This is a genomic window from Paenibacillus sp. FSL R5-0475 (genome assembly GCF_038004585.1).
Lineage (GTDB): Bacteria > Bacillota > Bacilli > Paenibacillales > Paenibacillaceae > Paenibacillus_AQ.
In genome coordinates, this window is the sequence record NZ_JBBORK010000001.1 from 193,213 (window position 1) to 205,976 (window position 12,764).

A 12,764-nucleotide genomic window follows, 5' to 3' on the forward strand; every position below is an offset into this window, starting at 1 on the left:
CCGTGTGTGCCGCTGCAGGGGATTTTTGGCGCAGAAGAAGGTACAATGAGGGGATAAAGCTGCTAGATTGATAGACGCGAAAGGAAATTCAAGAGATGAGAGAAAAGATATTAATCGCCGATGATGAGCGAGAAATCGTCGGATTTATGCGCGATGCGCTTCAGGATGATGGGTATGAGGTATCAGTGGCTTATGACGGCAAGGAAGTGTTCGATCGACTGGGAGAGACGCCCGACTTAATCATCCTGGATATTATGATGCCGCATCTCGATGGGCTCGAAGTATGCCAAGCGATACGTGACCGGGTCTCGTGTCCGATTCTGTTCTTAAGCGCGCGCTCCAATGAAGCGGATCGGATCCAAGGCCTCGCCGTCGGTGGCGATGACTATATCGTGAAGCCTTTTAGCATGCAAGAATTGAAGGCGAGAATAAGAGCGCATCTTCGTCGGGAGCAGCGGAGCCATCTTGATCATCAACCGAAGCTGCTGCACCATGGCGATCTCACGATGGATCTGGACAGCCATCAGGTATTCTACCAGAACCTTCCGATTCCGCTGACCAGCCGGGAGTTCGAATTGTTCCGGCTTCTCTTCATGCATCCGAATCAAGTATTCTCGCGGGAACAAATCTATGAGAAGATCTGGGGATTCGATGCGGAGGGAGAAGCAGCCACAATTACCGAACATATCAAAAATATCCGGGCGAAGCTGGCGTGCGCAGCACCGGAGAAGACCTTTGTTACAACGGTATGGGGGGTAGGGTACAGATTCGAAAGGAAGTAAAGGCAAGTCGAAAACCGCTGCGCAGACAGTTTATGGGCGCATTTACACTCGTTCTTTTCTATAGCTTCATCGGCTCGATGTTGGTTTGGGGCGGTACGCTTTATGCTTTGATTAATCAAACGGACAAGAGCATTCTACCAGCCAACTATTATGAGCAGCAAATTCCCCAGATTCTAGGTTATGTAGATCAGCAAAAAGACGCCTTATTATCTCCTTCAAAGCAGAATGCGTTGGAACATGTTATTCTGACGAAAGGCATGCAGTATCAAATCGTGAATCTGAAGGGGCAAATCGTCTACGGCTGGAAGGGGCAGACTTTCGTCAACAGCCCGGAGGATGTGCTAAGCAAGCTGAACCGTAGCGAGAAACAGGGCGGGAAATATATCAATTACCACCCGATCCTTGATTCGCAGAAAAAATTAAAGGGGATGCTGGTGCTACGATACAGTTTAAGTGTATCCTCCAACAACCCTGGAAACGGGCTGCTCGTTATGCTTATTTTGTGCAGTTTGATCGCACCGTTCTTCTTCATCGTCTTGTTCTCTTTTATTTTCGCGAGAAAATTGGGTAAACGGCTCGAACCGTCGATCGCACGGATCATCGGGGGAGCTAGACGAATCCAGCAAAATGACCTGAATTTCTCCGTCGCAGGAGCAGGTGGGTCGAAGGAGCTGATCGAGCTCTCCGATGCCTTCGAAGAGATGCGGATCGCGCTGGAGCAATCCTTGAAGTGGGAGTGGAAGCTGGAGCAGGAGAGACGCGACATGATCTCTGCGATTGCCCATGATTTGCGGACGCCGCTGACGATCATTCAAGGTCATGTAGACAATTTAATCGAGAGCGGTGCACGCCGTCCCGAACGGCTGGAGAAGTACTTGTTAACCATTCAGAACAGTACGCAGCGTGCGGACAAAATGCTGACGGAATTGCTGTTCATGAATAAAATCGACACGCCTGATTTTGTCCTCCAGTATACGAGAGCGGATTTACTCGCCTTCTGTGAGCGGAAAAAAGATGAATACGCATTGTTATGCCGTGAGAAGTGGATTGCTTTTGACTTCTCTTATGTGAATAGGCGATGCGACCAAGAACAGCAGTTTCTTGTGGATACATCACGGTTGGAGCAAGTATTCGATAACGTGATTACCAATAGCTTGCGATTTACGCCAGTGGAGGGAAGGATCGAGTGGACGGTCATCGTAGAGGAGACGCAGATTACCTTTGACATGAAGGATACGGGGAAGGGGTTCAGCGCTCTTGATTTGCGGCGGATGTTCGATAAATTCTACACGGGGGATCCGTCTAGATCTCTAGACAAAGGTCATTCCGGGCTTGGATTGTATACAGCACAGTTGCTCATTACAAAGCACGGAGGGCATATCGAAGCAGGAAACCGTGTCGAAGGCGGCGCACAGGTGATCATAACGGTGCCATGTAAAAAAGCCTGAAGAAACTCATCATACGAGTCTTCAGGGTTTTTGCTGCAATAATTCGATAAATTTATGGAACGCGCTTGTCTTGAAATGATCCCGTCGATAGATGAACTGTACGGTCACATGGCGGTAATGATCGGGATGGTACTGCACCGAGCCTTCCGATTCGGAACCAGACGAAGCTGTATGTTTCTGAAGATGCGTATGTCAATGGAGAATCGAAAGCTGCAGTCAATTATAGTTCGGTCAATCTCAAGCCCTTGGACTTATCCCGGGTCGAAGTGAGCGGCAATTCGATCCGGGAGGCTCAGCAACTCGAGCTGAAAGCGCAATGATTCTGCACAATCTGCTTGCAATCAAGACTGAAAAATAAGCATTCGTAGCTAGGGCTTTGGGACGGTTCAGTAGAACCATTCCAGAGCCCTTTTGACGTTTACAGAAGTCTCCGGATGACCTCTTAAAATTAAACCGATTGTAATGACGTTTCATTTCACCTTGGTTTGTGAATAATAGGGGATTGAATAGAAAGGAGCATTAGAGATGCAGGCGCATATGGATATTGTTCTTCGTACTGTGGTCGCTATGATCATGCTGCTAGTGATAGCTAAGATATTGGGTAAACAAACGATTTCTAATTTGACGTTTCATGATTTCGTGACAGGCATTATATTAGGATCGCTTGCGGCAAACCTGGCTTTTAATAAAGACCTAAAGTCGTCATATATGATCGTGGCGCTCATTGTTATCACTGCTACGTCTTTTCTACTATCTATCATCGCTATAAAGAGTCGTAGAATGAGAAGCTGGATCTCAGGATCACCTACGGTACTTATTGAAAACGGGAAAATTCTTGAAGGGAATATGAAAAAGGTAAGGTATTCGCTAGACTCCTTGGATCAGGCACTGAGGGAAAAAGAAATTTTTAATCTAGAGGTAGTAGAGTATGCCGTATTAGAAGATAACGGAATGGTATCCGTCTTAAAGAAACAAGAGTATCAATATGTTACTCGAAAAGATTTGAAGCTTCTTTCGGTTCCTCAGAGCTTTCCCGTTGAGTTAATTATGGATGGCGTCCTCATTGAAGAGAATCTTGAGAATAATGGACTGACCAAAGAATGGCTGGAGAACGAATTAAGACGGAAGGGGAAACGGATCTCCGACGTATTTTACGGGGTAAGAGGAACGCAGCGGCAGCTCGTTTTTGATTATTATGAAGACGGGATAAACAAACCGATTGATAAAGAATAGATTCATTCATATTGGAGATTGACGGATCGCTGAGGACCGCTCTATAATATTTGTATAATTATTAATTAGTTAATAAAAATATAAATGTTGAAGGGCGGAGTTTATTCATGGCAGATCGCGCAATCCTTAATACAGACATTCGTAAAGGTACGATAAACAAAAATATTTATGGACACTTCTCTGAGCATCTAGGACGTTGTATTTATGAAGGCATTTGGGTCGGAGAAGATTCACCGATTCCTAACACTAACGGTATTCGTAATGATGTTGTGAAAGCGCTTAAAGAAATACAAATTCCAGTACTTCGCTGGCCGGGTGGATGTTTTGCAGATGAATATCATTGGAAAGATGGTATTGGTGATCGCGAAGCTCGTAAACGTATGATCAATACGCATTGGGGCGGCACGGTTGAGAACAACCATTTTGGTACACATGAATTTATGGAATTATGTGAGATGCTGGAATGTGAACCTTATATCAATGGTAATGTGGGAAGTGGTACGGTTCAAGAGATGTCCGAATGGGTAGAGTATTTAACCTTTGGCGGTGTCTCACCGATGTCTGAGCTTCGCCAGCAGAACGGTCATCAAGAGCCTTGGGCTGTCACTTATTTTGGCGTTGGTAATGAGAATTGGGGCTGCGGCGGGAATATGCGTCCAGAATATTATGCAGATCTTTATCGCCAATATCAGACGTATGTACGTAATTACGGGGAGAATCGTATTCATCGGATCGCTTGTGGTCCTAACGTGGATGATTATCACTGGATGGAAGTTCTAATGCGTGAAGCTACACGCTTTATGGACTCGATTACCCTTCATTATTATACGATTCCTGGTCCAGCATGGGAGAATAAAGGGGCAGCAACAGGCTTTGAAACTAGTGAATGGTTTAGCACTTTGGAGAAGGCCCTTCGCATGGATGAGCTGATTACTAAACATGGCGTTATTATGGACAAATATGACCCAGATAAAAGAGTAGGCCTTATCGTTGACGAATGGGGAACTTGGTATGATGTTGAGCCGGGTACGAATCCAGGATTCCTATATCAACAAAATACAATTCGGGATGCCCTTGTAGCTGGCGTAACCCTGAATATTTTCCATAAACACAGTGACCGGGTACGGATGGCAAATATTGCGCAGACCATTAACGTGCTTCAAGCAGTGATTTTAACCGAAGGAGAAAAAATGCTGCTAACGCCTACCTATCATGTATTCAATATGTTTAAAGTCCATCAGGATGCTGAGTTGTTGGAGTTAACAATCGATAGTGGGACTTACAGCTTTGAGGGCAGCGAGATTCCTGAAGTATCTGCTTCAGCTTCCGTAACAGACGCTGGGATCATTCATGTCAGTCTTTGCAACTTGAATCACGCTGCATCAGCTACTGTACCCCTCGAGCTACGTGGCCTTTCCGGGCAGAAGGTTGAAGTGACAGGCACTACGCTCACAGGTAACAAGATAGATGCTCATAATACATTTATTCAGCCAGATGCTGTCGTACCGCAAGCTTTTACAGCCTTTACACTTGAAGGTAATCTTCTTAATGTAGAGCTGGCTCCAATGTCAGTAACTGTGCTGGAGATTACGCCGAAGGCATAAGGTGGTGTTATCATGTCAACAACATCTGCATGCAAGGGGTGTCGCGACGATTACAAGGTTACCGATGCACAGATAGAGCGAATCTTGTCATCATCCATGTTTAAGACAGAGCTTTGTGTTCCAGATGAGGTTTATGCTGAACGGATTTCTCTTTGCGGGACTTGTCCTAAGCTGCATGAGAGTGTGACTTGCGTAGCTTGTGGATGCATTATTCCTGTTGTAGCTAAGCTTAAGGAACGTGGCTGTCCACTGCCTGGTGGCGGATTATGGGGACCCTTCATTGAACATGAAATAAGGTAAAATAAGAGCCGCATTCGACTCTCCAATGGGAGATGAATGCGGCTTTATTCATGGGTATCTGTGTAGAACAGCTCAACGATTAGATCATCATTATAGTTGCCAAAGCCTTTGCCAAAAAGGGTAATGCCGCCAATATGCTCGGCCTCTTCATCGACGGAAAGCTTGAAAGTCCATTGCTTGTTGCGAATGTTCACTTGATCCAGCGTAACGTCGGACAGTTTCAGGCCGTCCATAAACGTGCCTTTAGATGTAATGCGCAGCTGCTTAAGAAGGCCGTATTGATTCGTGAGTGCTGGCCACCAAGCTGGCGTGTATTTACCACGTCTATCTCCGTAGTCACCCGGACTGGTCCAGAATCCAAGCTGTACTCCGTTCAGTGTGAAAGTGATGTCGGAGGGCCAATTATTATTAATGGAAGGCGCTTCGGAGGCAATCTCCATCGTAATGATTAGCTCCTCGGGCTGTTGACTGGAGAGAAGGAAGTTAGGAATTTTATATTCGATATACCCTTTGCCGAACCAGAGAATACCAGCATTCATACGCTCGAGATCCCAGAAATAACGGGGATCATCAAAGCTGCCAATCACTTGCTCTGTAGTGGCAAGACCGCAGGTAGGCTCGATCATGAAGTCAGAATAATGCCCAACAGGAATCTCCTTGCGGTAGCTTTTGCGCTCATTAATTTGTCTGCCTGGAAAGGTGATCTCGGCGCTTTCAGCAGCCAGCGTACAGATCTTTTGCAGACCACTTCGTCCAGGTGCCATATGTGTCTGGATAAGTCCTGCAGCTTCTAGCTTACGCACATGCATTGTCATAATAGCGCTGCTCAAATTTACCGCTGCGGCCAATTCCTTGACATTCATTGGGTTCTCGGCAAGCAAGCGCAGCAGGTGCAGACGAACTGAACTGGCTAAAGCTTCGTAGACGGGAAGAGATTCTTCCGACAGGTCAAGTTTCATAGATGGCCTCCAATTTAGTTCAAGACGTATAGTTAATGATTATATTATTTAAATGCTTGTTTTACAATACGAAGGTGAGAAAATTTCTGGACGCTCATTCACTTTGATCGCGTGATTTAAGATAAAAAGAACGGAGCCTGAGGCTCCGCTCTCTTTCCAAATGATGATTCTCTTAATTTACATTTGAGTTATATTCAGTCAGTATTTCGTCTGATTTGAGTGCTCTGCTATAAATCTTCAGTTCATCAATCATTCCCTTATAAGGTACGTCCCAATAGTTTACGCCAAGAGCGAACACACCATTCTTGTTCTTAAACACATTCGGGAAGCCCTCACCGGAGAATTGCTCAACTCCGTCGAGGTATACCTTCACGGTACCGTTGTTGACCGTAAATGCTACATGCGTCCATTTATTCTCTGGAATCTTTATAGCGGAAACAGCATCATACCATGCCTCGCCAGACCATAGCAGTGTTTTACCTGCGCCGTTCTGTGGAACGAAGCTAATCCAGCTGTTTATCGAAGCAGCACCGAAGAAGGTTGTTGTTGCATCAGTAAGCTGCTCAGGGTTTAACCACATAGATACGGTATAGGTATTGCTGTCAATTAATCCATTAGGTAACCGGATTCCGGAAACACCGTCAAATACTGCTGCTTGATTAGTGATACCGTTACCGTAAGTGATGTTACCAACAGTTGGAGCTTCGATTTTTATTCCCGTAACCTGGCCAGTACCGACCAATTGGAGGGAGTCATCAAGGCTTCCATCAAAAGCATAATAGGCTACTTTTCCATCCGTAACGTTTACCTTATAGTCTGCTGAGACGCCACTACCATCAGCCGCAGTGGCTGTAATCACTGCTTCGCCACCTACTTTTAGCGCGGTTACGGTTCCGGTTGTAGCATCAACTGAAATGGCGCTAGGATCACTAGAACTCCAAGTGAGCTTCTTATTTCCTGCATTGGTAGGTAGTACTTTTACTTGAGGGGTAAAGGTATTCCCCACAGCCACATCCATTTCAGCATCACCGATGGTTATCGTACTTACTTTAACATTACTGTCAGGCTCACCGTTTACCAGCAAGTCTACAGCTTCAGCGGAAAGTGCACTTTCGTAGATACGCAGGTTATCAATCAAACCTTTGTAAGGGATATCCCAGTAGTTTACACCCAGTGCGAATACTGCATCTGCGCTGTCAAATACATCCGTAAATCCTTTTCCAGTGTACTTCAATACTCCGTTTACATAGAGCTTCACAGTCCCGGCATCGTAAGTGAAAGCTATATGCGACCATTGGTTAACTGGAATCTGCATGCCTGCTTCTGCATCGTGGAAGGTTTGGCTACCAAACCACATCCGGGTAGTAGCTCCACCGTTTCCATAAGGCAAGAGACTAATCCAATTCGTATCTGTTGTAGCACCAAAGAAGGCTGTAGTGAATTGAGTCAGTTCTTGTGGGTTAAGCCACATGCCTACTGTGTAGGTGTTGCCTTTAATCAAACCATTTGGTAGGCGAATACCGGAGCTACCGTCGAATTTAGCTGCAAGACCAACTTCACCTGTCTCATAGGTGATGTTCCCACCAGTATTGTTAATCCGATTGCCGGTAATTGTACCCTTATCAGTACGATCTCCGTTCTCTGAAAGATCTCCTTCAAAATCATACGCTGCCACCAAACCGTCTTCCAGTATATTTCCAGTCAGTTCCATTACAATGATAGTAAAGGTCTTAGTTGCAGTAGACTCACCCAACGCAATCGTAGCAGTAAGTTCAATCGTTGCGTTTCCGAGTCCTTTTTCAGGACGAACAACTGAACCATCGTTTCCTACTACGGCTTCATTGGAAGACGACCACGTAATGACTGTTCCTCTTACGGCCTCAGTTGGGAGCGTAAGATCTTTGTATACTTTACTTGTGTTGCCCAAGCTTAAACTATCTTTAACATTGGATACAATTTGATCTGTGCTCAGCAGTTCAATTTGGCTGCCCCAGACGGTAACACCCTTATTGGACATGGCTGTGAAAGTCATAACATTGCTCTGACAAGTGGAATCCCATTGTTTTACGAATACACCTTTGTAGAGATTTTGTACAGTAGCTCCGTTTTCTATTTCATTGATGAGCAGGTCGGCGTAATACTCTCCTTTTAGCTCCCAAGAACCGGTTACGGACCCTGTAATGGTTCCATCACCTCGCAGTTCGATAGCTGTTGTGGATTTAATTTTAGCAGAAGTATCTTTCCCGTGATTCACGAACTGGTAAGCTCCAATAACATCTTCCTGCATAACGGCTGCGATAGTTTCACCAGTGTAACGATGAGGAGAAGTGAGCGGCCATCCATCTTCGTTGGTAAACATTTGATGCACACGAAGCTCATGTGTTTCGCCACGCTGCGGGAAGCGAGTGTGGAAGAAGTTGAATATTTTACCCGTCTCTTCATCATAATTGACTGAATTATGGCCTGATGCAACATAGCCGTAAGCTTGGAAGTCTGGATCACTATTCACGTTCGTGAACATGAAATTACCAAGAACTTTGTTGCCAATGGCCGAATGATCATTGGTCGTTGCCAGCACTGCACTTTGTCCGGCAGCATCCACATAAGGACCATCCGGATTCATTGAACGGAATTGACGCATATTGTAACCACCGTCGGACGCAAGTCCTCCATAAGTTACGTATAAGAAGTAGTAACCTGTATTCTTGTCGTAAACGATATACGGACCTTCGCCCGATTTGGTCATACCACCAGAAATATGGGTACCGAAATACCGGTCGATTAGACGTCCATCAGCGGTCGTTCCATCTTTACCCGGATATTTTGGCTCGCCGGTAGCTGGATCGATTTCTAGAATAAATATGCCGCCTGACCATGATCCATAAGTCATCCACAGCTTGCCGTCTTTATCGTAGAATAACGTCGGGTCAATTGCGTTTGTATACGTTTTGTTCTTATATGAACCGCCTGCGTCAAACCAATCTGGGTTGGCATCTTCTAGTGTTCCGTTATCAATAAGCTTTTGAATATTTGTGTTTGTCCATTTTTTGTTAATTTTGCTGTTAGTATCGTAATCTTCTTCCTTGGTGAAGCCGGAATAAATTACGGTATTTCCATAGGTATAAGGACCTTCAATATTTTGTGAAGTGGCAAAGCCAATCGCTGAGCGGATGTAAGTGGAAGAAGCACTGTAATACATCATGTAAGCGCCAGTGGTTCCGTCCGCATTCTTATAATCCTCATTCCAGAAAACGTCTGGAGCCCATATGGAGAATCCGCCTTTACTGTCAGAATCGTTCTCTCCAGCCCATTTAAAGGATTCTGCCAGATTCGCGGAAAGATCACCAAAGAGTACGTTGCCCGGTGTTGTATAACCATTTGTGAAACGAGTCCAGTTCAGCAGATCATCCGATTTGGCCGCATCGATATGAGACCCGAACACATAATACGTTCCTTTGTCTACAGCCACCGAAGGATCATGTACAGAAACATTGGTGAGTGCTGGTGCCGTTGCTGACGGACCCGGCGTAGCAGTAGGAGTCACTGTAGCTGTAGGAACCGGAGTAGTATTAGGTGTAGCAACAGCGCCGCCGTCCGATCCACCAGAACCTGAACTACCAGAACCAGCCGTTGCCGTAGCTGTCGGAGTAGGTGTTTCAAATTTGATTAAGTTACTGTATTTACTGTCAAAGCTAACCTTCCCGGTGCCTTGGATAGTAATCATATCGTTTATACCAAGGATAAGATTCTTGATTGCTGCACCAGCATCTACACGCAGCTTGGCTAATTGGTTCAATGTAACTTCAGTAATATTGCCTGCAGCCAGATGTAGTGTAGGCACTCCTACCGCTCGTACCTCAGCAGAATCAAAATTTCCTCTCAGCCTGATGATTGAATCGTTCGGGAGCGTATTCTCTATAACGACCCGGCCGAAGCCTGCTCCCGTCAAAGTAGTATCTTCCTCAAGCATTACACCGGAATGTACACGTACACTTGGTACGGCACTCGTTCCTTTAGTAACGACGCGGAGTTTTCCATTACGCTTATCTACAACCATGTCACCTGCATTAGAGTTACTAAGTACGATACTATTTTCGCCGCCGCCGGATACGAATATTGTTCCTTTAACAGTGACGTTATTCAGCGTGATATCACCTTCTGCAATACCTTCGGTAAGGTACAGGTTTCCGGAGATGGTAGAGTTGTTCAACTCAACACCCGGGTTACTAATTACCATATTCTGAGTGGTAATCCCCGTATAACTCCCGCTCTTAGAAGTGATTTCCCCGGCCAACTTCTCAATCATGCGTAGTGCTTCCGCTCTTGTTACGGCTTTTGCACCTTTAAAGCTGCCGTCACTATAACCATTCAAATAACCTTCTCCAAATAAAGATAATACAGCTTCTTGGCTCCATGAGGGTAAATCTTTAACATCTTTTGGTGCAGAGGTATTTGCAGAAGAATTGAGCTGGAATAGTCTGTGCAGCATAACCGCGGCTTCTTGACGACTTACTACCTGTGTTGGTCGGAAGGTGCCATCGCTATATCCTGATACATATCCTGCAGCCGAAGCTTTCTGGATATCGCTGTAATAAGCACCTGACTCCAGTATATCCGTGAAGGCAATTTCTGATTTTTCCTGCAAATTAAAGACCCGATTGATCAATGTAACCCATTCCGCGCGGGTGATCTCTTGATTCGGTTTGTAAATTCCATTTCCATAGCCTGAAATCAAGCCCTTTTCCACCCAGGATTGAAAATCTTTCTGTGCCCAGTGGCCCGAATAATCGACAGCCTGTTGTTGCGTGGATGGTGCGATTGTTTTGGAATCGCTTGCAGAAGCTGCTGAAATGAATGGTGCAGGTACTAGCAGCGTGAGTGCAAGAAGTGAAGCGGTTAGCTTACGAGTTGTTTTCCTCAAATTCATGATCCTCCGATTCTATTGATTAGAGATTGCGGCGGTACGAAAAATGTAAAACGCTTACAATAGAGCAATTAAAAAAACGTTTTTCACAAACCAAAATGGATTTGTTTTATGTTTATACAAACCATATCGTGGAAAACGTTTTATGTTGTTCTCATTTTAAGCATGATATTAGCATATAGTCAAATAGAAATTTATGAAATTATGAATCTATTTATAATTTTATTAACAAAATGTAGTTGGGTTTGGATAGCATATGAAAAGTACTGTAGATTGCTACTGGAGTTGTGGAAAGTGAAAGAAGGTGGGAAATGTGGGCGATAAAGAGATGGATAGGGGAAAGTGATAACTGGTTCATATCACAGTACAGATAGGGGGGCTAAGGAAGAATAAATACTAATTAGTTGTTCGCCCCCATGAAAGAACCAACCTTGATACATGTGCGTACTAGAAGATTTTAAAGGTAATACATTTTGAACATGATATCTTGATCATGATTTCCGAATTTTTTTCCGAAAATTGTCGCGCCTCCGACGTGTTTTGCATCTTCCTTCACTTCGATCCGGAAAGTCCATCGGTCACAGGTCGTATCTAAATCCTCAATCGAAACGGAAGACATGGGGTCACCGTCAATGTATGTTCCATTGTGATTAGTAATTCTAATCGTTTTTAGTAATCCATACTGGTTAATATTGTGCGGCCACCACTCAGGTGTGAATTTACCTCTTGCATCAGCAAAATCCCCAGGGCTTGTCCAAGTACCTAATTCCAAGCCGTTCAATGAAAAGGTGATGTCTGAAGGCCATACGTCATTGGCAAATGGAAATTCGGAAGAAAGCTCTAAGCTAATTTCAAATTGCTGTAAGGTTTCATCTTTTTTTAGAAAATTGGCAATGTTGTATTGAACATAACCTTGGGTAAACCATAGAATCTCTGCATCGACTCTTTTAGAATCCATGAAATACTTAGGTTCGTCTACTCTGCCGATAAACTCTTTCTCTGTGGCAAGTCCGCATGTAGGCTTCAGATCATAATCCGTATAATGACCAATCGGCACCGATGTCTCATAGGAGGCAAAGGAATGAAAGATTTTTTTAGGAAAGTTAATCTCAATATGGTCGACTCTAAGAATTGAGATTTTTTGCATTCCGGATTTACCAGGAACTTTTTCTGTTTTTATGATTCCTGCATCTTCTAACTTTTTAATGTGTTTTGTTACGATGGGACTGCTTATTTTAAGTTCTTCTGCCAAATCTTTGATGTTCATCTTATTTTTGGAGAGTAACTGAATGATTTTTATTCGTACTTCACTTGCCAAGGCTTCATAAACAACGAGAGAGGACTTGTCTATTTCCAATTGCATTTTATCCACTTCTTTCAAAGTAATTTCATATACTGTAAAGTTTATTAATCTCTATATAAAGTAACACGAAAGGTAACTGAAGTAAATAATATATCGCTTTCATCTCGTCTTAATGAACTAAAAGGTTAACTAAGTTTTAAAAAAATCTATT

8 protein-coding genes are annotated in these 12,764 nt (G+C 44.2%); 5 read left to right on the top strand and 3 right to left on the bottom strand.

Features of this window, described 5'->3' with window-relative positions:
* Nucleotides 1-95 precede the first annotated feature (95 nt).
* From MKX41_RS00765 to MKX41_RS00785, 5 genes are all read left to right on the top strand, one after another.
* Nucleotides 96-782, top strand: coding sequence for a response regulator transcription factor (locus MKX41_RS00765; protein ID WP_076284294.1), 687 nt, complete (start codon nt 96-98; stop codon nt 780-782).
* On the top strand, nt 713-2,230 hold the full coding sequence (locus MKX41_RS00770; protein WP_340968157.1) for a sensor histidine kinase: 1,518 nt from the start codon (nt 713-715) through the stop codon (nt 2,228-2,230). Before MKX41_RS00765 ends, MKX41_RS00770 begins: the two co-directional genes overlap by 70 nt.
* A gap of 525 nt (nt 2,231-2,755) precedes the next feature.
* The gene (locus MKX41_RS00775) at nt 2,756-3,463 is read left to right on the top strand and encodes a DUF421 domain-containing protein (RefSeq protein ID WP_042186028.1); all 708 of its coding nucleotides are present in this window, start codon (nt 2,756-2,758) and stop codon (nt 3,461-3,463) included.
* Between the two features lie 107 nt (nt 3,464-3,570).
* Nucleotides 3,571-5,067, top strand: a complete 1,497-nt coding sequence (locus tag MKX41_RS00780; protein ID WP_340968159.1) for an alpha-N-arabinofuranosidase — start codon at nt 3,571-3,573, stop codon at nt 5,065-5,067.
* A gap of 12 nt (nt 5,068-5,079) precedes the next feature.
* The gene (locus MKX41_RS00785; RefSeq protein WP_042186032.1) at nt 5,080-5,367 is read left to right on the top strand and encodes a hypothetical protein; all 288 of its coding nucleotides are present in this window, start codon (nt 5,080-5,082) and stop codon (nt 5,365-5,367) included.
* A 44-nt stretch (nt 5,368-5,411) separates the two neighbouring features.
* Here MKX41_RS00785 and MKX41_RS00790 read toward each other — a convergent pair whose 3' ends face one another.
* The 3 genes from MKX41_RS00790 to MKX41_RS00800 form a co-directional block, all read right to left on the bottom strand.
* A complete protein-coding gene (locus MKX41_RS00790; RefSeq protein ID WP_042186033.1) occupies nt 5,412-6,326 on the bottom strand; it encodes an ArsR/SmtB family transcription factor in 915 nt (304 codons plus the stop codon).
* 172 nt (nt 6,327-6,498) lie between these two features.
* A complete protein-coding gene (locus MKX41_RS00795) occupies nt 6,499-11,247 on the bottom strand; it encodes a LamG-like jellyroll fold domain-containing protein (protein WP_340968164.1) in 4,749 nt (1,582 codons plus the stop codon).
* A 460-nt stretch (nt 11,248-11,707) separates the two neighbouring features.
* On the bottom strand, nt 11,708-12,613 hold the full coding sequence (locus tag MKX41_RS00800) for an ArsR/SmtB family transcription factor (RefSeq protein WP_042186035.1): 906 nt from the start codon (nt 12,611-12,613) through the stop codon (nt 11,708-11,710).
* Between the last annotated feature and the right edge of the window lie 151 nt (nt 12,614-12,764).